Source organism: Pantoea sp. BS_8 (assembly GCF_041954965.1).
Taxonomy (GTDB): domain Bacteria; phylum Pseudomonadota; class Gammaproteobacteria; order Enterobacterales; family Enterobacteriaceae; genus Pantoea; species Pantoea stewartii.
The window spans coordinates 15,707-38,299 of record NZ_JAVAXU010000013.1 but is presented as its reverse complement, the minus strand read 5'-3'; the positions used below and the strand labels follow the sequence as shown (position 1 = coordinate 38,299).

The window sequence follows — 22,593 nt, the reverse complement described above, 5'->3', positions numbered from 1 at the left end:
GATGGGTGAACATCAACTGATTTTTTTGATTACACCAACCTGCGTAGATACGCAGGTTTTTTTTGCCCCGAGGAAAACGATCAATAACGAACTGATACACAGTTTTCCTGTGTTTTCACCCGCGCTTTGATTATAACTGCTGGATTGACCTCTTTTTTTTAAGCGCAGCGGATTGCTATGCCCCGGATAAAAAAATTACTGGGTAAAGACCAGATAAAAGCCCCGTTTAACCCGTTTCGTTTTCGCCTGATTTGTCTGGGCGTATTGGCCTGTATGGTCGTTTTGCTGGCGCGCGTGGCCGATTTGCAGTTCCTGAATCAGCCGATGCTGGAGCATGAGGCGGATCAGCGTTCCCTGCGTACCGTGACGCTGCCCACCAGCCGGGGCACCTTACTGGATCGCAATGGTGAGGCACTGGCACTCAGCGTGCCCTCGCGTGACGTGATCGCCGATCCGCAGCGCGTACTGGAAAGTAACCCCGACTTTACCAGCGCCAAATGGGCCTATCTGGCGGCGGCGCTGGGCATGCGGCCTGAAGAGGTCGCGTCACAGATCACTGCGAATCCTAAACGTCGTTTTCTCTATCTGGGACGTAAAGTGGAGCTGGGGATCGCCAAAGACATCAAAGATCTCAAGCTGAAAGGCATCAGTGAGGTCTATGACGACAGCCGCTTCTATCCGATGAGTGAAGCCTCGGCACCGCTTATCGGCATCGTTGGTGCTGACAACACCGGTCTGAACGGCCTGGAAAAAGGCTTCGATAAAGTGCTGCAGGGTCAGCCGGGCAAAGAAGTGTATCGCCAGGATGCGGCCGGCAATATCATTTCGATGATTAGCTATCAGCCGCCAACGCAGCCGCCGACGGTACAGCTCAGCATTGATAAATTCAGCCAGTACACGCTGTACAGCAAACTGCGTGACGGCGTGTTGCTCAACAAGGCCGACTCCGGTGCGGCGGTGCTGGTCAAAATTGATACCGGCGAGATTCTGGCGATGGCCTCTTATCCGTCGTTCAACCCCAACAACTACCAGGGTGCCACACCGGCACAGATGCGCAATACCGCCATCAACGACAGTTATGAACCGGGTTCGACAGTGAAACCGCTGGTAGTGATGGAAGGGCTGGAGCGCCACCTGGTGCGACCGGATTCTGTACTGGATACCACGCCTTATCGCGTGAACGGCCACCTGATCCGTGACGTCGGGCACTGGCCGCGTCTGACGATGACCGGCATCCTGCAAAAATCGAGCGATATCGGCGTCTCGCATATTGCCCTGGCAATGCCTGCGGAAGCCCTGGTGAACACCTACTATGCCTTTGGCCTCGGTAAACCCACCGGACTGGGCTTAACCGGCGAAAGCGTCGGCTACTTCCCGCTGCACCGCACGCGCTGGGCCGATATCGAACGCGCGACCTTCTCCTTCGGCTATGGTTTACGCGTGACGCCGCTACAGATTGCCCGGGAATATGCCACGCTGGGTTCCTATGGGGTTTATCGTCCGCTGTCGATCACCAAGGTCACGCCACCCGTGCTGGGCAAGCAGGTGGCCAATCCTGAAACGGTGAAAGAAGTGGTGCATATGCTGGAAAGTGACGTCTTACCGGGCGGGACCGGGGTGAAGGCGGCGGTACCCGGCTATCGTCTGGCTACCAAAACCGGGACAGCGGAGAAAATGGGCAGCAGCGGTAAATATGACGGCGGCTATGTGAACTACACCGCTGGTATTGCTCCCGCCAGCCATCCTGAAGTGGCGCTGGTCGTCATGATTAACCACCCGACCGCTGGCGATCACTTTGGTGGCTCCGTGGCCGCGCCGGTATTCGGCAACATCATGGGGCCGGTGCTGAAGCACATGAATATCGCCCCCGATGCTATCTACAGTAAGCCTGTGGATAACGGTTCAGATAAATCCTAATCAAATCAAACTGTAAGCGAGGTGTGGATGTTTTTACACCTCGTTTCATTTCGGCGAATTCATTTTCTTTTTTCATCTGTCTCTGACCGACTAAAGGGTGAGAGGATAGAAATCCCAGAGGTATTGATGGGTGTGAAAACGGGCACTGCTCCGGCAAGGCCAGTCGTTATTACACCGACCCACGCAGATGCGTGGGTTTTTTTTGCCTGAAATCTGGCCTGGTCTTGTCATGATCTGCGTCAGCTTTCTCCGGCGCATCCGCCAATAATCAGTTGTCGATTACCGCTAAATCCTGCATCGTGAGTGGCTGTTTTCACCATGCTAAGGAGCCGGCATGCTATTCACTTTTTTCCGTCTGCTTTTTCGCCTGCTGTGGCGGGTTGAACTGCGGGGCGATACCGCTGAGCTGCGCAAGCAGAAAGTGTTGATTACGCCCAATCACACTTCATTCCTGGATGGCGCGCTACTGGCGCTGTTTCTGCCCGTTAAGCCAGTATTTGCAATCTACTCGTCTATTAGCGAACACTGGTTTTTACGCCTGATAAAACCCTATGCGGATTTCGTGCCGCTCGATCCTATGAAGCCGATGGCGCTGAAGCAGCTGGTGCGGCTCATCGACAGCGGCCGCCCGGTGGTTATTTTCCCCGAAGGCCGCATTACCGTGACCGGATCGCTGATGAAGATTTACAGCGGCGCGGGCTTTGTCGCAGCCAAATCCGGCGCGACCGTGGTGCCGATGCGCATTGAAGGGGCAGAATTTACGCCGTTCGGTCGCCTGGCGGGCGTTTTCAAGCGTCGCCTGTTTCCCCGTATTACCCTGAGCATTTTACCCGGCACCCACATTCCGATGCCCGAGGCGAAGCGCGCCCGCGACCGTCGCGTGCTGGCCGGAGAGCACCTGCACCATATTATGATGGAAGCACGCATGGCGGTGCGACCCAGGGAAACCCTGTATGAGGCTTTTCTGAGTGCCCGTCAGCGCTATGGCGCGTTTAAGCGGTGCATCGAAGACGTGAATTTCAAACCCGACAGCTATACCGGCCTGCTGAAAAAAGCGCTGGGCGTTGGACGCATTCTGCAACGGTACAGCCAGCCTGGCGATTACGTCGGGTTGCTGCTGCCCAACGCCACGGTCACGGCGGCGGCGATCCTGGGCGCATCATTACGTGGGCGCGTGCCCGCCATGCTGAACTACTCTGCGGGCGTAACGGGCCTGCGTGCGGCGCTGACTGCGTCACAGGTAAAGACCGTGTTCACGTCGCGGCAGTTCCTGGATAAAGGCAACCTGTGGCATCTGCCGCAGGCGCTGACCGAGGTGCGGTGGATCTATCTGGAAGATCTGAAAGATACCGTCACGTTGCAGGATAAGCTCTGGATACTGGCGCATTTGCTGGTGCCGCGTCAGGCGCAGGTGACGCAACAGCCGGAAGATGCCGCGATGGTGCTGTTTACCTCTGGCTCCGAAGGGCATCCGAAAGGCGTGGTGCATTCTCATAAAAGCCTGCTGGCGAACGTTGAGCAGATTCGCACGGTAGCCGACTTTACGCCACGCGATCGCTTTATGTCAGCGTTGCCGCTGTTCCATGCCTTCGGCTTGACTGTGGGGCTGTTTACGCCGCTGATGACCGGGGCGCAGGTCTTTCTGTATCCCAGTCCGCTGCACTACCGCGTGGTGCCTGAGTTGGTGTACGACCGCAACTGTACCGTGCTGTTTGGCACTTCAACCTTCCTGGGGAATTACGCCCGTTTTGCGCAGCCTTATGACTTTGCCCGTCTGCGCTATGTGGTCGCGGGGGCAGAAAAACTGCAGGAGAACACGCGCCAGCTGTACATGGAAAAATACGGCATCCGGATTCTGGAAGGCTATGGCGTCACCGAATGCGCGCCTGTTGTCGCCATCAACGTGCCCATGGCCGCCAAAGCGCACACGGTAGGTCGTATTCTGCCGGGAATGGATTCGCGCCTGATGTCCGTGCCGGGCATTGAACAGGGCGGGCGGCTGCAACTGCGTGGTCCAAATATCATGAAAGGCTACCTGCGGGTGGAGAATCCCGGCGTACTGGAAACCCCGGCGGCGGACAACGGGGAAGGGCAGATGGAAGCGGGCTGGTACGATACCGGCGATATCGTCAGCTTTGATGACGGCGGATTCTGCCAGATCCAGGGCCGGGCGAAGCGCTTTGCCAAAATTGCCGGGGAAATGGTCTCGCTGGAAGTGGTCGAGCAGATCGCCCTGAGCGCGTCGCCGGATAAACAGCACGCGGCCTCGCTGCGGCCCGACGGTAATCGGGGTGAAGCATTAGTGCTGTTTACTACCGACAGCGCCTTAGCGCGTGAGGATTTGCAAAAGGCGGCCCGGTCGCTGGGTGCCGCGGATCTGGCCGTACCGCGCGATATCCGCGTGGTCAAACAGCTGCCGCTGCTGGGCAGTGGCAAACCTGACTATGTCACCCTGAAGAAAATGGCGGAAGAGGACCAGGCATGATCCCAGAACGTGATGCGCCGTTACTGTCGCGCGGCATGATAGCGGTAATCGTGGCGCAGTTTTTCTCCGCGTTCGGCGATAACGCCCTGCTGTTTGCCACGCTGGCGTTGCTGAAAAACCAGTTCTATCCCGACTGGAGCCAGCCGGTACTGCAGATGCTGTTTGTTGCCACTTATATTCTGCTTGCGCCCTTTGTCGGCCAGATGGCAGACAGCATTGCCAAAGGCCGGGCCATGATGTTTGCCAACAGCCTGAAGTTGCTCGGTGCGATGGTGATCTGCTTCGGTTTTAATCCTTTCCTGGGTTACACCCTGGTGGGAATCGGGGCTGCCGCGTACTCCCCGGCGAAGTACGGCATTCTGGTTGAAATTGCGCATGGCGAAAAGCTGGTTAAAGCCAACGGGCTGATGGAAGCCTCCACCATTGCAGCTATTCTGCTGGGCTCGGTGGCGGGCGGCATCCTGTCGGACTGGAATCTGGTTGCCGCACTGGCCGCCTGTGCTCTGACCTATGCGGTGGCGGTGGTGGCGAACCTGTTTATTCCCAGACTGCGCGCCGCGCGTCCGGGGCAGAGCTGGAATGTGGCGGCCATGCTGGGCCGTTTTCTCCGCGCGACGCGCCTGCTGTGGAACAATGCCGAAACCCGATTTTCTCTGCTCGGTACCAGTCTGTTTTGGGGCGCAGGTGTAACGCTGCGTTTTCTGCTGGTGCTGTGGGTACCCGTGGCGCTGGGCATCAGCGACAACAAAACGCCGACCATGCTGAATGCTATGGTCGCGGTAGGGATTGTGGTGGGCGCGGCACTGGCGGCAAAGCTGGTGACGCTGGAAACCGTGCGCCGCTGTATGCCCGCGGGCGTTCTGATCGGCGTGATGGTGGTGATTTTCGCCCTGCAACATACCCTGCTGAATGCTTACCTGCTGCTGATGATCATCGGCGTGCTGGGCGGTTTCTTTGTTGTACCCCTCAACGCGCTGCTTCAGGAACGCGGTCAACAGAGCGTCGGCGCGGGCAATGCGATTGCAGTGCAGAACCTGATTGAAAACACCGCCATGCTCATCATGTTGGCGCTGTATACGCTGGCTATTCGCGCCGGTGCGCCCGCCGTGGCGACCGGCATTGGCTTTGGCGCCTTGTTCGCGCTGGCGATTACCCTCCTGTGGCTGTGGCGTCCGTCTTCCCGCACCTGATGCAACAACCGCGGGGCGCGCTGTCCCCGCGGTTCCGCTTTTCTCCTTTATGCTGGCCCCGAGGGTATTACGCCTTTTTTTGATGTATCACCAAAAATTTACTATTCAAAAAAATATAGTTTATTTTGTTATTGTTTTTTTTCGGTCGTTTATTTAACTTCGATAATTTTTTGCAATGAATAATTAATTTAAACTTGAAATCGAATTCAGGTTTAAAAAAATTGAAATAAATTTTTATTTATTATTGCCGATTAATTTCTGGCTTCCTTCGGGAATAGGCTCGGAGGAAAGAAAGGAGCTCGGTTTAATGAATATGACGCAAAGACTTTCTCTGGCTTTTTCGCTTTTAGCAGGTTCGTTGATTATTCTGGGGATCGTAACGCTTTCACTTCTCGCCGGTTTTCAGGCGAGATTTGAATATGTGCAGGTAAACACGATTGATTCGCTCAAGGTATTAAACCGGCTGGTGGATGAAAGTAATCGCCTCTCTGTGGCGTTATATCGTCATCAGACAGAGGATGAGAGCGGCAAGCTGGCCAGTCTCGAAGCGGTTATTCAAAAACGCATTGAGGACATTTCGACACTGACGAAATATTATTTCGATAACGACATTACCAACGATGACGATCGGGTGATGACAGAAAAGTCATTCCGGTTAATCGATGCCGTTAAACAAAATCTTCCGGCATTTCTCACGGCTTCCCGGGCACATCAGAATGAACGCAGCCTGGCGCTGTTAAGTGATGATGAAGGTATTGGCGGCGCCATCACCCAGCTAAAAAACAGTTACCGCGATCAGTTTGAATTTAACAGCAAAATGGGTGAAGCGTTACGCCTGCAAAACCAGCATATTTATCGGCTGACCAAATGGGGCATGGCCGCCGGTATTGCCCTGGCGATTACTGGCCTGGGGATGCTGACGATACTGACCATCTTGCGCGTCCGCCGCAGCCTGAATGCCATGGGCGGGCTGATGGAACGCGCCAGCAATACGCTTGATCTTTCCCTGAAGGCCGATGACAGCCGCCGTGATGAAGTCGGTATCATGGCACGCTCTTATAATCGTCTGATGACAAGCATTTCGTCCGCTATGCATGCGGTCAGCAGTGCCTCGCAGTCCGTCAGCAGTGCGTCGGCACAGATTGCGGCAGGGAATGAGGATTTGTCTGCCCGTACAGAAGAGCAGGCTGCCTCGCTGGAGCAAACGGCTGCCAGCATGACGCAAATAAGCGAAACCGTCAGACAGACCGCCGACAACACGCGCCAGGCGAGCAATCTGGCTGAAAACACGCGCAACCTCTCCGAAACCAGCTCTGCGGCGCTCACTACCATGCTGGATACCATGACGTCGATCCGTGACAGCGCGGGCAAGGTGGGCGACATTATCACCCTGATTGAAGGCATTGCGTTTCAGACCAATATTCTGGCGCTGAACGCGGCGGTTGAAGCGGCGCGAGCCGGCGAACACGGGCGCGGCTTTGCGGTCGTGGCAGGGGAAGTGCGCAATTTGTCGCAGCGTTCCACCACCGCCGCCCGTGAAATCAAAACGCTGATTCAGTCGTCGAATGCGTTGATTGAATCGGGAACGTCCCAGGCGGATAACGTGAATCAGAATATGGAGACGATGCGCGGTGCGGTCAGTCAGGTTACCGATCTGGTTAACGAAATCGCCGCTGCTGCCACAGAGCAGAGCCAGGGGATCGCGCAGGTGCATCAGGCGGTCAATCAGATGGACGACGTGACCCAGCAGAATGCGGCCCTGGTGGAAGAAGCCTCGGCCGCATCGCTCTCACTACAGGAGCAGGCCAACGGCCTGGCTGCGCTGGTGCGCAGGTTTACGCTCGCGGATCAGCAGGCGGCTGATGTGACGCCTCAGCGCCAACCCACAGCCGTTGTTGCGCCCAAACCCGTGATGGCTCTGGCGACAGGCGGACAGGATAACTGGCAAAGCTTTTAAGGCTGATTACACCGTGAACGGTCGGCGTTAAGCAGGGCAAATTCCGTGCTTAATGGCAGACCGAAAGCCGCGTGCGCACCCGGTGCGCACGCGTTTTATCAGCGACGCAGTGCAATCGCTTCGATTTCAATCTTCACATCTTTTGGCAGACGGGCGACTTCCACGCACGAGCGCGCCGGGAAGTTTGCCTTGTGCTCAGTAAAGAACGCCTCGTAGGTGGCGTTTACGGTCGCAAAGTCATTCAGATCTTTCACGAACACGGTGGTTTTAACGATATCGCCTACCGTCAGTCCCGCCGCTTCCACGATTGCCTTCACGTTTTCCAGCGACTGACGTGCCTGCGCAGACACATCATCGGCGACCTCACCGGTGGCCGGGTTCACGGGAATCTGGCCCGAGGTGATGATCATGTTGCCGAGATCAACGCCCTGTACGTAAGGGCCAATGGCCGCAGGGGCTTTTTCCGTACTGATTTCACGAGACATCATTTCTCCTTAAAGTAAGGCCGGGGCAGCAACGATGCCGCCCGCAACAGAACGCGTTCCATTATAGGCGCGCCCGGGACGATTAAAAGTGGCCCAGCACGACATGGCGGGCGAACTCTTTCTCACAGTATTTGCACTTCAGGTGCACTTCATCGGCGCGGTGCTTGACGGCGAAGCTGGAGAACACCGGCTCGCTGCGGCTGATGCAGTTGCTGTTCGGGCAGGTAAGCACCCGATCGATGTGATCCGGCAGCGTCGGGGCGATCTTGGCCACCACTTCATAGTCGTCGATGCGGTTGACCGTCGCATGCGGCGCATAGAACGCCAGCTGATTGATCTGATCGTCGGTCAGGTAGGTGTTTTCGATCTTGATCAGGTCCTTACGGCCCATTTCACCTGACGGCAGGTTCAGACCAATAGTGATGCGCTGGTCAGTTTCGGTCAGGCGAAACAGCGACAGGAGCTTAAAGCCCACCTGCGCCGGGATATGATCGATAACCGTGCCGTTTTTGATGGCTTCGACCTGCAGTTTGTTATCGTGGCTCATTGTTCACTCCTTACAGGGCGATGTCGCTGTTCAGTACCAGCGCCAGCAGGGCCTGGCGCGCATAAATACCGTTACCTGCCTGCTGGAAATACCAGGCGTACGGCGTGGTGTCCACGTCAGGGGTAATTTCATCAATACGGGGCAGCGGATGCAGCACTTTCATGTTATCGCGGGCCCCGACCAGATCGGCTGCCCGTAAAATAAACTGGGCTTTGACGTTGGCATATTCTGAGGGATCGAGCCGCTCTTTTTGCACGCGGGTCATATAGAGAATATCCAGCTCAGGCATCACCTCTTCAAAGCTGTCATGGCGCGACCAGGCAATATTCTGCTCATCCAGCATATCGGTGATATAGGCAGGCATTGCCAGCGCATCCGGCGCGATAAAGAAGAAGCGGTTACCGTCGAACTTGGCCAGCGCCTGGGTCAGCGAGTGAACGGTACGGCCATATTTGAGATCGCCCACCATGGCCACGTTCAGATTGCTGAGACGACCCTGGGTTTCGTGGAGAGTAAACAGGTCCAGCAGCGTTTGTGTCGGGTGCTGATTCGCGCCGTCGCCCGCGTTCAGAATGGGAATGCCGTTGGAGAACTCCGTGGCCAGTCGGGCTGCCCCTTCCTGCGGATGACGCATCACAATCGCGTCCACATAGGTGCTGATGACGGAAATGGTATCCGCCAGGGTTTCCCCCTTCTTGCCCAGCGAGGTGTTACTGCCATCGGCAAAGCCGACGGCGGAGGCACCCAGGCGATGAATGGCGGTTTCAAACGACAGCCGGGTGCGGGTGGAGGCTTCAAAGAAGCAACTGGCGATCACGTTGTGTTTCAGCAGTTCCGGCTGAGGGTTGGCTTTGAGCCGGGCGGCGGTATGCAGCACCAGCTCCAGCTCGTCGCGGCTGAGATCGTTAATTGAAATGATGTGCTTGCGATATAGCGGGTTAGCCATAGCTCTCTCCTCTGCGCGGCCGGATTGCGGACAAAAAAAAGCCCCTTAGAAAGGGGCTTTTTTGAGATCGGTTCGATGACGGAAAGAAACAGCGGTGCCGCCTGCGGTCAGGCGAGATAGCGCGTCACATTGTCCACGATGCTGTTGCATGTTTCCTCCGGCAAATTGTGGCGCATTATACGCCATCGCGGGTTGGCATCAAGGAAAAATCGCGTAACAGGTAACCGTTTGCGTCTGTCTGATTAGCGCTGTCCCAGCGTGGCGACCATTACCGCTTTGATGGTGTGCATCCGGTTTTCAGCCTGGTCAAACACGATGCTGTGTGCCGACTCAAAGACCTCATTGCTGACTTCCATGCCGTCTTTAAGGCCATACTGTTCTGCCATCTGGCGGCCCAGCGTGGTCTGATCGTCATGGAAAGCCGGTAAGCAGTGCAGGAATTTCACCGCCGGGTTGCCTGTCAGCGCCAGCATCGCACGGTTCACCTGATAGTCGCGCAGCAGGGCAATCCGTTCTTCCCACACCGCTTTGGCTTCGCCCATGGAAACCCAGACGTCGGTATAGATAAAATCGGCACCTTTTACGCCCTCGGCAATATCCGCCGTCAGGGTGATTTTACCGCCGGTCTTTTCGGCGACCTGACGGCATTCTGCGACCAGCCCGGCTTCCGGCCAGCAGCTTTGTGGCGCAACCATGCGCAGATCCAGCCCGACCAGCGCGGCGGCTTCCAGCATGCTGTTGCCCATGTTATTGCGGGCATCGCCAACGTATACCAGCGTCATCTTATTCAGCGGTGTAGCGGGCAGATGCTCCTGCATGGTCAGCAGGTCAGCCAGCAACTGGGTGGGGTGAAACTCGGTGGTCAGGCCGTTCCAGACCGGCACGCCCGCGTGCTCGGCCAGCGTTTCCACCAGTGCCTGACCGTAACCCCGATACTGAATGCCATCATACATGCGGCCCAGCACGCGTGCGGTGTCTTTCATCGACTCTTTATGGCCGATCTGGCTGCCGCTCGGGCCAAGATACGTGACGTTAGCTCCCTGATCGTAGGCGGCAACTTCGAAAGAGCATCGGGTGCGGGTCGAGTCTTTTTCGAAGATGAGCGCGATGTTTTTGCCTTTCAGGTATTGGGTTTCGCTGGCGGTTTTTTTGGCGTGTTTTAATTCGGCAGACAGGGCAAGCAGGTAATCGATCTCGGCCGGGGTAAAATCCAGCAGCCTGAGAAAATGACGGTGATACAACTGACTCATACAGCACTCCGGTACGGGTTTCGTAATGAATTAAAATTCAATTTAACCGTATGAATATGCATTTTCAACCCTGGCGAGAATAATCTTTTCTGTTTTGTGTAGTGGCGCGACAGGCAGTATGGGAAAATAATGACTTATTGCCGAACTCAGAGAGGATATCGCCATGGCATTTGAAGCATTGTTGGAAGAGCAGCGTGAAGAGACGCGGCTGATCATCGAAGAACTGTTAGAGGATGGCAGCGATCCCGATGCGCTCTATACCATTGAGCACCATCTCTCCTGTAATAACTTTGACTCGCTGGAAAAAGCGGCGGTGGACGCGTTTAAGCTGGGCTATGAAGTCACCGAGCCGGAAGAGCTGGAGCTGGAAGACGGCACCACCGTCATGTGCGTGGACATTCTCAGCGAAGGCGCGTTGAAAGCGGAGCTGATCGACGCGCAGGTAGAGCAGCTGGTGAATCTGGTGGCAAAATATAATGTCGACTACGACGGCTGGGGCACCTACTTTGAAGATCCGAATGCCCAGGATGACGATGAAGACGATGGCGATGTCATCGACGAAGACGATAACGGCATTCGCCACTAATCTGACGAGGGCGGAGTCTGCTCCGCCTTTTCTGTTTTCCGGCCCTGTCTGAAATTCATGAATTACGCACCCTTACTTGAACCGATACAGCAATTTTTACACTGCCGCACGCCGCAGGCCTGGATTGATGAAGCGCGCAAACCTGAAAACCTCACACTGCTCCTGACCGACCATCTGGTGTGTGAACTGAAAGCCGCACAGACCGCCGTCTGGCTGATTCGCAAATATGTCGCCGACAAGCCAAGTGGAGACCGGATTCTGGCGTGGCTGCGGCCTTACGAGAATTTTATCTTTCGCGAAGACGGCGACAGCGATTTTATCAACGCCCATAAAAATCTGACTAAAACGATCATCGTACGCAATGCGCTACCGTGGGCGGACGATCTGGTAGAGAAAATGGTGCTGCTGATTAAAGAAGAGCTGCATCACTTTTACCAGGTGTGGGAAATTATGCAGTCGCGTGGTCTGGTGTACGAGAAAATCACCTCAAGTCGTTACGCCAAAGGGCTGCTGCGCGAAGTGACCACGCACGAACCCGATACGCTGGTGGATAAGCTGATTTGCGGTGCCTATATCGAAGCGCGCTCCTGCGAACGGTTTGCCAGCCTGGCGCCTTTCCTGGACAGTGAACTCGAGAAGTTTTATATCTCGCTGCTGCGTTCTGAAGCCCGCCATTACCAGGATTACCTGGCGCTGGCGGCACAGATATCACCCAAAGACATTACGGCGCGCGTACGGGCGATTGGTGAAGCGGAGGCCAGGCTGATTAGTGAGCCGGACACGGAGCTGCGCTTTCACAGCGGCGTCCCGGCTTTTTGACGGCGTTACAGCGTTTTCAGCATCCTGAACTCGCAGTCGCCATGGCCGGTGCAGCCCAGCGCATGGTCGATACGCGCAAAGCCCAGCGATTCATAAAGCTTAATGGCGCGCGTCAGGCTGCCGGTGGTTTCCAGATAGCAACGACGAAAGCCCCGCTGGCGCGCATGATCCATGGCTAACAGCGCCAGTTCGCGCGCCACGCCGAAGCCGCGGATAGCGGGCAGGAAATACATCTTTTGCAGTTCACAGATATCCGGCGCGCTGCAGGCGAGCGGGGCAATGCCGCCGCCGCCCATCACCTTCCCCTGATGTTCCACCACCCAGTAAGCGCTGTGTTCAGCGCTGTACAGCTCAAACAACTGGTCCAGATTAGGATCGGCAACGGTGTAGCCTTTATCCGCCGTCAGGCCAAATTCCGCAGAGACGTCGCGGATGACCCGGGCGATATGGGGATTGTCGGCGGCAGTAATGGGCCGCAGCTGAATATCGGCAGTGGTTCTCATCAGGATTCCGGTACAAAGTCAGCGCAATAAAAAAGCCGGGCAAAGCCCGGCTTCAGGTTCAAGCTATCGGACTACGACGCATTACAATGCCGCAATCACCGCCTGCTGTTCAATCAGTTTTGCTTTGGACTGTTCCATGTCGGCAACGCGTTCACGCTCTTTGGCGACGACCGCTTCCGGGGCACGGGACACAAAGCCTTCGTTGGCCAGCTTGGTCTGAATCTTCTCGATTTCAACATCGAGTTTCACCAGCTCTTTCGCCAGACGTTCCAGCTCGGCGGCCTTATCCACCAGATCCGCCATCGGGATCAGGAGCTCGGCGCCTTCGACAATTTTGGTCACCGAAACCGGCCCTTTCTCGCCCGCAGGCAGAATGGTCAGGCTTTCCAGACGCGCCAGGCGCGACAGGAAGTTACGGTTGGCCTCAACGCGGCGCTGGGCCGCCGGCGAGCAGTCACGCAGCAGCACATCCAGCAGCTTGCTCGGCGCGATGTTCATCTCCGCACGGATGTTACGCACCGCGATGATCGCCTGCTTCATCCACTCAATGTCGGCTTTGGCGTCGGCATCTTCTTTCGCCGCATCAAACTGCGGGAACGGCTGCAGCATGATGGTGTCATCGCTGATATTTTTCAGGCCCTTCACGCGCTGCCAGATGGTTTCCGTGATGAACGGAATGATCGGGTGCGCCAGGCGCAGCAGCGCTTCCAGTACATGAACCAGCGTATGGCGCGTACCGCGCAGTTCTGCTTCGCTACCGCTGTTCATCACCGGCTTGGTCAGCTCCAGGTACCAGTCACAGAACTGGTTCCAGGTGAAGTCATACAGAATGTTGGCGGCGATATCGAAGCGATAGCTGTCCAGGGCTTCACGGTAAGCTTTCACCGTATGGTTGAACTCGGTCAGAATCCAGCGATCGGCCAGCGACAGCGTCATCTCGCCACCGTTCTGACCACAATCCTGATCTTCGGTGTTCATCAGCACAAAGCGGCTGGCGTTCCACAGCTTATTACAGAAGTTGCGATAACCTTCCAGGCGCTTCATGTCCCAGTTGATATCACGACCGGTTGATGCCAGCGCGGCCAGCGTAAAGCGCAGCGCATCGGTACCGGATGGCTCAATACCGTTCGGGAACTGTTTCTCGGTGCGCTTACGGATTTTCTCGGCCAGCTGCGGCTGCATCATGTTACCGGTGCGTTTTTCCAGCAGATCTTCCAGCGAAATGCCGTCAACCATATCCAGCGGGTCAATCACGTTGCCCTTGGATTTGGACATCTTCTGGCCTTCTTCATCGCGGATCAAACCGGTCATATAGACGGTTTTAAACGGCACCTGCGGTTTGCCGTTTTCATCTTTGATGAAGTGCATGGTCAGCATGATCATGCGGGCAATCCAGAAGAAGATAATGTCAAAACCACTGACCAGCACGCTGGTCGGGTGGAAGGTCCGCAAGGCCTCGGTGTTTTCCGGCCAGCCCAGCGTTGAGAACGTCCACAGACCTGAGGAGAACCAGGTATCCAGTACGTCGTCGTCCTGGCGCAGCGCCACATCGGCGGCCAGGTTGTTTTCACTACGCACTTCGTCTTCGGTGCGACCAACGTATACGTTGCCGTCGTTATCGTACCAGGCCGGAATGCGGTGACCCCACCACAGCTGACGGGAAATACACCAGTCCTGAATGTCACGCATCCAGGAGAAGTACATGTTCTCGTACTGTTTTGGTACAAACTGAATATCGCCGTTCTCAACGGCTTCAACGGCCACTTTTGCCAGCGGTGCCGTGCGGACGTACCATTGGTCGGTCAGCATCGGCTCGATGACCACACCGCCGCGGTCGCCGTAAGGAACGGTCAGATCGTGTGGTTTGATCTCTTCCAGCAGGCCCAGTTCGTCCACCGCGGCCACGATGGCTTTACGCGCCGCAAACCGTTCCATCTTCTGGAACGCAGTCGGGATCGCGTCACTGTAGACAGTGCTGGCTTCGCCGTTGGTATCGTAAACCTGCGCGCTTTCACGGATATCCCCGTCAAAGGTCAGGATGTTGATCATCGGCAGCTTATGACGACGGCCCACTTCATAGTCGTTGAAGTCGTGCGCCGGGGTAATTTTCACGCAGCCGGTGCCTTTTTCCATATCCGCGTGCTCGTCACCCACGATTGGGATCAGGCGATCAACCAGCGGCAGCATGACAAACTTGCCGATCAGATCTTTATAACGTGGATCGTCCGGGTTCACGGCTACGCCGGTATCGCCCAGCAGCGTTTCCGGACGCGTGGTGGCGACAACCAGATAATCTTTCCCGTCGGCGGTTTTGGCGCCGTTGGCCAGCGGATAGCGGATGTGCCACATGGAGCCTTTGCTCTCACGGTTTTCCACTTCCAGGTCAGAGATCGCGGTGCGCAGTTTCGGATCCCAGTTCACCAGACGCTTGCCGCGGTAAATCAGGTTCTCTTTGTACAGGCGCACAAACACTTCTTTTACGGCATTGGACAGGCCTTCATCCATGGTGAAGCGTTCACGCTCCCAGTCCACAGAGTTGCCCAGGCGGCGCATCTGGCGGGTAATGGTGCCGCCGGATTCGGCTTTCCACTGCCAGATTTTGTCGATAAAGGCATCACGACCGTAATCCTGACGGGTTTTGCCTTCTTCTGCGGCGATCTTACGCTCAACCACCATCTGCGTGGCGATGCCCGCATGGTCGGTACCGGCCTGCCACAGGGTATTTTTGCCCTGCATGCGCTGGTAGCGAATCATGGTATCCATGATGGTTTGCTGGAAGGCGTGACCCATGTGCAAGCTACCGGTGACGTTCGGCGGCGGGATCATGATGCAAAAGCTTTCCTGGCTGGTGTCGCCATTCGGTTTGAAGTAGCCCTGCTTTTCCCAGTGCTCGTAAAGCGGCTGCTCGATATCTTGCGGGTTATATGTCTTATCCATTTCTGCTATGTCGTTTGCGGCTGTGGTGGCGTTGCCGTATTCAATTGGAAGCCAACGCTGCGATAGGCTTTATAGCGATCGCGCGCTAACTGTTTGAGCGATTCTTCATAAGGAACGAAGTCTATCACTTCATGGAAAGCAGTAGCAAAATCTGCAAACTGCGGCAGCAGGCTGATCAGCAGGTCGCGCGGTGAATTGCCCCGACGCTGCGGCCAGGCCAGCTCGACCGGTGCGCCGTAGCGCGGGCCTTCGCCAGCCAGATTATGTGGCACAAAGGCATTGGCAGGGCGCTGCCAGAGCGCCTCATCCAGCCGAATGGCTTGCTGCTCATCTTCACAGGCGATGAGCACTCGCTTACCGGCCCGCCAGCGTGTTTCCGCCAGATCGCACACCAGCGCTTCCACAGCGGTTAAGCCGTCGCGGGATGCATCGGTTTCCAGCACGTAGAAGGTTGCGTTTTTCATCGAATTGCCTGCTAAAAGAAAAGCGGGGCGACATGGCGTCCACCCCGGTTGGTTCGGTTGCCTGGGCGTTTAGTCGTCGCCGTTCAGACCTGCACGGTTCAGCAGGAACTGTGACAGCATCGGCACCGGACGGCCGGTGGCCCCTTTGGCCTTGCCGGAGCGCCACGCGGTGCCGGCGATGTCCAGGTGCGCCCAGTTATATTTGCGCGCAAAACGCGCCAGGAAGCAAGCGGCGGTAATCGCGCCGCCCGGACGGCCACCGATGTTGGCCATATCGGCAAAATTGGATTCCAGCTGTTCCTGGTACTCATCGGCCATCGGCAGGCGCCAGGCGCGGTCGCCCGACTGTTCTGACGCGCTGATTAGCTCATGGGCCAGCGGGTTGTGGTTCGACAGCAGGCCGCTGACGTGATGGCCCAGCGCGATCACGCAGGCGCCGGTCAGCGTCGCCACGTCGATGACCACTTCCGGATCAAAACGCTCGACGTAGGTCAGGGCATCGCACAGCACCAGGCGACCTTCGGCATCGGTATTCAGCACTTCAACGGTCTGGCCAGACATGGTGGTCAGCACATCGCCCGGGCGCATGGATTTGCCGTCCGGCATGTTTTCACAGCCGACCAGTACGCCCACGACGTTCAGCGGCAGGTTCAGCTCGGCGACCATGCGCATCACGCCATAAACGGATGCCGCACCGCACATGTCGTACTTCATTTCATCCATGCTGTCCGCAGGCTTAATAGAAATACCGCCGGAGTCGAAGGTCAGCCCTTTACCGACCAGCACGATGGGGCGTGCATCGGTATCCGGGTTGCCTTTGTACTCAATCACCGACATCAGGGATTCATTGTGCGAACCGGCCCCGACGGCAAGATAGGCGTTCATGCCCAGCTCTTTCATTTGCTGCTCGCCAATCACGCGGGTTGAGATGTGTTTACTGTAGGCATCCGCCAGCTGACGCGCCTGAGAAGCCAGGTAAGCCGGATTACAGATATTTGGCGGCATGTTGCCCAGATCTTTGGCCGCTTTCACGCCCGCCGCAACGGCCAGGCCGTGCTGAATCGCCCGTTCTCCGCTGGTTAACTCACGGCGGGTCGGCACGTTAAACACCAGCTTGCGCAAAGGACGGCGCGGTTCGGCTTTGTTGCTCTTCAACTGGTCGAAGTTATACAGCGCCTCTTTAGAGGTTTCGACAGCCTGACGCACTTTCCAGTAGGTGTTGCGCCCTTTGACGTGCAGTTCGGTCAGGAAGCACACGGCTTCCATCGAGCCGGTGTCATTCAGCGTGTTAATGGTTTTCTGAATCACCTGCTTGTACTGACGCTCATCCAGCTCGCGTTCTTTGCCGCAGCCAATCAGCAAAATACGTTCTGACAGGATATTCGGCACATGATGCAGCAGCAGCGTCTGACCCACTTTACCTTCCAGCTCACCGCGGCGCAGCAGGGCGCTGATATAGCCATCGCTGATTTTATCTAGCTGCTCGGCAATCGGTGACAGACGGCGCGGTTCGAAAACACCAACTACAATGCATGCACTGCGCTGTTTTTCCGGACTACCGCTTTTTACACTGAACTCCATGCACTCTCCTGAATCTTAAAGACAACAGCCGTAGCTGCCGCTAGAATGTAGCGCATTCATGACTCATTTATTAATCGGTGCAACATGCTAGCATGCTGTCGACGGTCGTAATGAATCAGGGTGACAACGTGTTGTTTTTTCACCACCCACTTGCAATTCGTATACATTTTTAGCGCTGGCTTCGGCCATTTATGAAGAAAAATGGCTAATAAGCGTTGAAATTAGCGATTTTCCTGCAAAAAGACAAGTTTTCACAGGCGTATTAAGCGTGATCATTATTAGATATCTGGTTCGGGAAACGCTCAAAAGCCAGCTGGCTATCCTGTTTATCCTGTTGTTGATCTTCTTCTGCCAGAAGTTGGTCAGGATTTTAGGGGCTGCGGTGGATGGCGAAGTGCCGACAAACCTTGTTCTGACGCTGTTAGGACTCGGTGTGCCTGAAATGGCGCAACTTATTCTGCCCCTTAGCCTGTTTCTGGCGATTTTAATGACGCTGGGAAGGCTGTATACGGAAAGTGAAATCACCGTGATGCACGCCTGCGGGCTGAGCAAAGCGGTGCTGGTCAAAGCGGCGATGATTCTGATGCTGTTCACGTCGATTGTGGCCGCGATTAACGTCATCTGGCTCGGCCCCTGGTCGTCACGTTATCAGGATCAGGTTACGCAAAACGCCAAGGCCAACCCCGGCGCAGCGGCCATGGCGGCCGGGCAGTTCCAGACCTCCAGCGACGGCAATAATGTGCTGTTCGTGGAAGACGTAAAAGGCAACCATTTCGGCCATGTCTTCCTGGCGCAGCTACGGCCAAAAGGCAATGCCCGCCCGTCCGTCGTGCTGGCCGACAGCGGCCATATGCAACAGGAAAAAGACGGTTCGCAGATCGTCACCCTGGATAAAGGTACTCGCTTTGAGGGCACAGCGTTGTTACGTGATTTCCGTATTACGGATTTCACCAACTACCAGGCCTATATAGGCTATAAACAGGCGACGCTGGATCCTAACGATGTGGATCAGGCTCCCCTGAGTACGCTCTACGCTAACAACACGCCGGAATTTAAGGCCGAGTTTCACTGGCGTCTGACGCTGGTGTTCTCTGTGCTGGTGATGGCCCTGATGGTGGTACCACTCAGCGTAGTCAATCCACGTCAGGGGCGCGTACTGTCCATGCTGCCCGCCATGCTGCTGTACCTGATCTTCTTCCTGCTGCAGAGTTCGTTGCGTTCAAGTGGAGCCAAAGGCCGCCTGGATCCGGCCATCTGGATGTGGGTGGTTAACCTCAGCTACCTGGCGTTAGCGATTGTGCTTAACCTGTGGGATACGGTGCCTGCGCGCCGGATTCGCGCGCGCTTTTCACGCGGAGGATCGATCTGATGTTTCGCGTTCTTGATCGCTACATTGGTAAAACCATCTTTAATACCATTCTGCTCACGCTGTTTATGCTGGTCTCGCTGTCCGGCATCATCAAGTTTGTCGATCAGTTGCGTAAGACCGGGCAGGGTGCATACAGCGCGCTGGATGCGGGCTACTACACCTTGCTGAGCGTGCCAAAAGATATCGAAATCTTCTTCCCGATGGCCGCCCTGTTAGGCGCATTGCTGGGACTGGGAACGCTGGCGCAGCGCAGTGAGCTGGTCGTGATGCAGGCGGCGGGTTTTACCCGCATGCAGGTGGCGCTGTCGGTGATGAAAACGGCGATTCCGCTGGTCCTGTTGACCATGGCTATCGGCGAGTTCGTTGCCCCGCAGGGCGAGCAGATGGCGCGTAATTTCCGCGCGCAGCAGCTCTACGGCGGCGCGCTGGTTTCAACACAAAACGGCCTGTGGGCAAAAGACGGCAACAGCTTTATCTACATTGAGCGCATTAAAGGCGACGATGAGATCGATGGCGTCAGTATTTATAACTTCAACGACGCGCGCCGCTTAGAGAATGTTCGCTACGCGGCCTCGGCCAAGTGGGATAAAGACAAAAAGCTGTGGGTGCTGTCGCAGGTGGATGAATCGAACCTCACCGATCCCAAACAAATTACCGGCTCACAAAGCCTGGGCGGCGAATGGAAAACAAATCTGACGCCTGACAAGCTGGGCGTGGTGGCGCTGGATCCGGATGCGCTCTCGATTACCGGCCTTTACGATTACAGTAAATACCTGAAGCAGAGCGGCCAGGAATCCGGTCGTTACCGCCTGAATATGTGGAGCAAGATCTTCCAGCCGCTGTCGGTTGCGGTGATGATGCTGATGGCGCTGTCGTTTATCTTCGGCCCCCTGCGCAGCGTTTCAATGGGCGTTCGCGTGGTGACCGGCATCAGCTTCGGCTTTCTGTTCTATGTGCTGGACCAGATTTTCGGCCCGCTCAGCCTGGTTTACGGCCTGCCGCCGATTTTCGGCGCGATACTGCCAAGTTTCGTCTTCTTTGCCATCAGTCTGTTTATGCTGGTGAAACGGCGTTAAGCGTCTGCCGTGAAAAAGGCCGCCCGAAAGGCGGCCTTTTTGTTTGCAGCTACTACGCATCGGTCAGTCATCCAACAGCCTGATGCATTCTCCAGGCACCCAGCCGCACTCGCCCGATGCGCGTTCAGCCCAGTACCAGTCGTTCAGCGATGTCGTTACGCTCACCGGCTCACCAGGACTGACCGTCAGTTCCTGCGCACTGTAGGCTTGCCGACAGATAACCTGATTTGGACTACGTAGCGAAAAGTATTGCTGAGGTGCCCAGCCTGCTTTTCCACCGGGCAAAATTATCCACAGCCAGCCTCGCCATGCCAGATCACAGTGGCTGACCACCGCAACGTCGCCTGCCTCCACGAAAAGGGGATCGGGATATGCAGACACATAACGCTTTATCACGCATGCTCGCCGTCTCATCATGTTCTCTCTGGCCTGAAACACCGCAATCATTATAGAGGGGAAATCCCTGATCGCTTTTACGCCGATATCAGGCCGTGTCGGCGCAGCGTAAAGGCGGAAAGGTTTGAAGTGAAAAAGCCCGCCGTGCAGGAAAAGATTAAGCCTCAGGAAAACGGGGCTGACACCGCTCCGCGCATGCATCATCTCTTCATCACGTCATCCAGTCGTGAATCAACGCACCATACAGCACCTCCGCTTCCGCTAACCGGCTCAGCAGACAGTATTCATCGGTCTGGTGCGCCATCGACGGCTCGCCGGGGCCGAGGATAATACAGGGCGGATTGCCCAGCGCGGGCAGCAGCAAGGACGCATCGGTGAAGTAGGGCACAATGCGCGGTGTCAGCGGTGCATCATGTAACGGCTGGCAGTGCTGATAAACCGACTGAATCCAGGCCTGATTGTCTTGGCTCAGCACCGCGGGCAGATCCACCAGCGTGGTCACCGTTACGCTGTCGCCCAGTAACGTCGTGAGCTGCTGACGAATGGTGGCGTGCTGCAGATTGGGGGCGCTGCGGATATCCACGTCAAACTGCGTGTGATCGGGCACGGAGTTAATGTTCAGGCCGCCCACGATGCGGCCGACGTTGAGGGTCGGCTGCTTCATCAGCGGATGCGGCGCGCCGGGTGAGAAATGCTGAATTTTGCCCAGCGCGTCCGCCGCCAGATAAATGGCATTGATACCCAGCTCCGGCATCGCGCCGTGGGCCGTTTTGCCCCGGGTTTCACAGCGCAGCCAGAGTGCGCCTTTATGGCCGATAACCGGATAGTTGGCGGTGGGCTCGCCGACGATCAACGCGCCCACTTCGGGCAGGTCAGCGCTGTCGATCAGCGCCCGCGCACCATCGCAGCCTGTTTCTTCGCCGCCGGTAATTAACATCACCACGCCGGAACCCTGTCGAATCGCCTGCTGGTGCGTAACGCAGGCGACGGCAAAGGCCGCAACGGCGGCCTTCATATCACTCGAACCGCGCCCATACAGTTTATCCCCGACGATTTCACCGAACGGATCGTGCTGCCAGTCGGCATTGCCGAGCGGAACCGTATCCAGATGGCCGGTAAATCCCAGTTGCGGTCCGGGCTGGCGGCCAGGCAGGCTGGCAATCAGGTTCAGGCGGTTTTCGCCGAAGGTGGACAGGGTGACGTCAAAGCTCCGTTCCGCCAGCCAGTCCGCCAGAAAGTGCATGCAGGCTGCTTCGTTGCCCGGCGGATTAATGGTGTCAAAGCGCAACAGCTGCTGCGCCAGTGTCTGGCTCTCGCTCATCAGCCGCGCACCGTTAACCAGTCCAGGCAGTTGATCCACAGCTGGCGATAACCCGGCCACTGAGCAAATTCCTGCGGCAGCCAGTGGGCAGACATATCGCTGGTCCAGACCAGCGAGCGGCCCTGTTGATATTCGCGCACCGCCAGCAGGGGATGTGACGTTCCGGCAATGGTCGCCAGCAGTTTACCTTCCGGGTGCATTTCCACTTCGTTATAGCCCAGTAACCATGGCCAGTCGCCCGGCATATCGGTAAACAGCGCGTGAGATTCGGTCACGCTGGGATAGGCCCCTTCGGGCGTTTCGATGCGGTCATCCCAGGCCAGGCAGCGCACCGGCAGCACCTTCTCGACCGCCGTGTTGCGATAGCGCGCGCCGCCGTTGATGCCCTGAAAACTAAAATAGCCGCCAATCATCATCAGCGCGCCGCCCGCCGCCACGTAATCGTGGATCAGCGTCAGGCGGTTTGCCGTGCGCTGGCTCTTCAGCCAGGTATCCGGGTGCAGCAGCAACGTATTGGCGCCGATGTCGGACAGAATAATCGCATCCCACTGCTGAAGCCCGGCAGGCGTCAGCGGAAACTCGGTCGCGGCGGCATGGGCGGGCATGTAGGTAATGGCATAATCACTGTCGGCCAGCGCCGCCATAAAGTCGGTTGCGCCATTGTGCCAGGTGGCGGTGGCAAACTGATCGAAGCCTTTGACGTGAACGGATGTGCTTGTCCAGGATTCCCCGACCAGTAAAATTTTCTTCTGCATTACGCTTCT

Annotated in this window: 19 protein-coding genes; 8 read left to right on the top strand and 11 right to left on the bottom strand. The window is 56.6% G+C overall.

Annotation, left to right across the window (positions count from 1 at the left end; translation table 11 throughout):
- The first annotated feature begins 177 nt into the window (after positions 1–177).
- The 4 genes from RAC65_RS19205 to RAC65_RS19190 all read left to right on the top strand — a co-directional run bounded on the left by RAC65_RS19205 (position 178) and on the right by RAC65_RS19190 (position 7,549).
- On the top strand, positions 178–1,917 hold the full coding sequence (locus RAC65_RS19205) for a penicillin-binding transpeptidase domain-containing protein (protein WP_039338881.1): 1,740 nt from the start codon (positions 178–180) through the stop codon (positions 1,915–1,917).
- Between the two features lie 334 nt (positions 1,918–2,251).
- Positions 2,252–4,402 carry a bifunctional acyl-ACP--phospholipid O-acyltransferase/long-chain-fatty-acid--ACP ligase gene (gene aas / locus RAC65_RS19200; protein WP_375097053.1) on the top strand — a complete coding sequence of 717 codons (2,151 nt, stop codon included), beginning with the start codon at positions 2,252–2,254 and terminating at the stop codon, positions 4,400–4,402.
- Entirely contained in the window at positions 4,399–5,592 is a 1,194-nt protein-coding gene (lplT, locus tag RAC65_RS19195; RefSeq protein WP_324029189.1) for a lysophospholipid transporter LplT, read from the top strand. Before aas ends, lplT begins: the two co-directional genes overlap by 4 nt.
- Positions 5,593–5,899: 307 nt before the next feature.
- Positions 5,900–7,549: a methyl-accepting chemotaxis protein gene (locus RAC65_RS19190; RefSeq protein ID WP_324029188.1), complete on the top strand. Its 1,650-nt coding sequence runs from the start codon at positions 5,900–5,902 to the stop codon at positions 7,547–7,549.
- 98 nt (positions 7,550–7,647) lie between these two features.
- On the opposite strand, the gene ridA is transcribed toward RAC65_RS19190, so the two are convergent.
- The 4 genes from ridA to argF form a co-directional block, all read right to left on the bottom strand.
- Complete coding sequence (ridA, locus tag RAC65_RS19185; RefSeq protein WP_006121790.1) at positions 7,648–8,034, bottom strand: 2-iminobutanoate/2-iminopropanoate deaminase; 387 nt, start codon at positions 8,032–8,034, stop codon at positions 7,648–7,650.
- Between the two features lie 82 nt (positions 8,035–8,116).
- Positions 8,117–8,581, bottom strand: a complete 465-nt coding sequence (gene pyrI, locus RAC65_RS19180) for an aspartate carbamoyltransferase regulatory subunit (protein WP_054634587.1) — start codon at positions 8,579–8,581, stop codon at positions 8,117–8,119.
- Positions 8,582–8,591: 10 nt separating this feature from the next.
- Positions 8,592–9,527, bottom strand: coding sequence for an aspartate carbamoyltransferase (gene pyrB / locus RAC65_RS19175; protein WP_039338874.1), 936 nt, complete (start codon positions 9,525–9,527; stop codon positions 8,592–8,594).
- A gap of 242 nt (positions 9,528–9,769) precedes the next feature.
- Positions 9,770–10,777 (bottom strand): ornithine carbamoyltransferase, encoded by a 1,008-nt coding sequence (gene argF / locus RAC65_RS19170; protein ID WP_006121794.1) that lies wholly within the window; start codon positions 10,775–10,777, stop codon positions 9,770–9,772.
- 163 nt (positions 10,778–10,940) lie between these two features.
- Between argF and rraB the strand changes: the two genes are divergently transcribed.
- Both rraB and RAC65_RS19160 read left to right on the top strand, forming a co-directional pair.
- Positions 10,941–11,363 carry a ribonuclease E inhibitor RraB gene (gene rraB, locus RAC65_RS19165; RefSeq protein ID WP_006121795.1) on the top strand — a complete coding sequence of 141 codons (423 nt, stop codon included), beginning with the start codon at positions 10,941–10,943 and terminating at the stop codon, positions 11,361–11,363.
- Between the two features lie 57 nt (positions 11,364–11,420).
- A complete protein-coding gene (locus tag RAC65_RS19160) occupies positions 11,421–12,182 on the top strand; it encodes a tRNA-(ms[2]io[6]A)-hydroxylase (RefSeq protein WP_033739224.1) in 762 nt (253 codons plus the stop codon).
- Positions 12,183–12,187: 5 nt separating this feature from the next.
- Here RAC65_RS19160 and RAC65_RS19155 read toward each other — a convergent pair whose 3' ends face one another.
- The 4 genes from RAC65_RS19155 to pepA form a co-directional block, all read right to left on the bottom strand.
- The gene (locus tag RAC65_RS19155) at positions 12,188–12,685 is read right to left on the bottom strand and encodes a GNAT family N-acetyltransferase (protein ID WP_052133190.1); all 498 of its coding nucleotides are present in this window, start codon (positions 12,683–12,685) and stop codon (positions 12,188–12,190) included.
- A gap of 81 nt (positions 12,686–12,766) precedes the next feature.
- Positions 12,767–15,622 carry a valine--tRNA ligase gene (locus RAC65_RS19150; RefSeq protein WP_325991743.1) on the bottom strand — a complete coding sequence of 952 codons (2,856 nt, stop codon included), beginning with the start codon at positions 15,620–15,622 and terminating at the stop codon, positions 12,767–12,769.
- Between the two features lie 5 nt (positions 15,623–15,627).
- A complete protein-coding gene (locus tag RAC65_RS19145) occupies positions 15,628–16,086 on the bottom strand; it encodes a DNA polymerase III subunit chi (protein ID WP_033739228.1) in 459 nt (152 codons plus the stop codon).
- 69 nt (positions 16,087–16,155) lie between these two features.
- Complete coding sequence (pepA, locus tag RAC65_RS19140) at positions 16,156–17,667, bottom strand: leucyl aminopeptidase (RefSeq protein ID WP_033739229.1); 1,512 nt, start codon at positions 17,665–17,667, stop codon at positions 16,156–16,158.
- A gap of 268 nt (positions 17,668–17,935) precedes the next feature.
- Here pepA and lptF point away from each other — a divergent pair, with 268 nt between their 5' ends.
- Together lptF and lptG are read left to right on the top strand one after the other, a co-directional pair.
- Complete coding sequence (gene lptF / locus RAC65_RS19135) at positions 17,936–19,036, top strand: LPS export ABC transporter permease LptF (protein ID WP_033739230.1); 1,101 nt, start codon at positions 17,936–17,938, stop codon at positions 19,034–19,036.
- Positions 19,036–20,112: an LPS export ABC transporter permease LptG gene (lptG, locus tag RAC65_RS19130; RefSeq protein WP_033739231.1), complete on the top strand. Its 1,077-nt coding sequence runs from the start codon at positions 19,036–19,038 to the stop codon at positions 20,110–20,112. Before lptF ends, lptG begins: the two co-directional genes overlap by 1 nt.
- A 63-nt stretch (positions 20,113–20,175) precedes the next feature.
- On the opposite strand, the gene RAC65_RS19125 is transcribed toward lptG, so the two are convergent.
- The 3 genes from RAC65_RS19125 to RAC65_RS19115 all read right to left on the bottom strand — a co-directional run bounded on the left by RAC65_RS19125 (position 20,176) and on the right by RAC65_RS19115 (position 22,584).
- Entirely contained in the window at positions 20,176–20,526 is a 351-nt protein-coding gene (locus tag RAC65_RS19125) for an SH3 domain-containing protein (RefSeq protein ID WP_110268096.1), read from the bottom strand.
- Between the two features lie 193 nt (positions 20,527–20,719).
- Complete coding sequence (locus tag RAC65_RS19120; protein ID WP_375097060.1) at positions 20,720–21,829, bottom strand: M20 family metallopeptidase; 1,110 nt, start codon at positions 21,827–21,829, stop codon at positions 20,720–20,722.
- Entirely contained in the window at positions 21,829–22,584 is a 756-nt protein-coding gene (locus RAC65_RS19115; RefSeq protein WP_033739233.1) for a glutamine amidotransferase, read from the bottom strand. Before RAC65_RS19115 ends, RAC65_RS19120 begins: the two co-directional genes overlap by 1 nt.
- Positions 22,585–22,593: the final 9 nt, after the last annotated feature.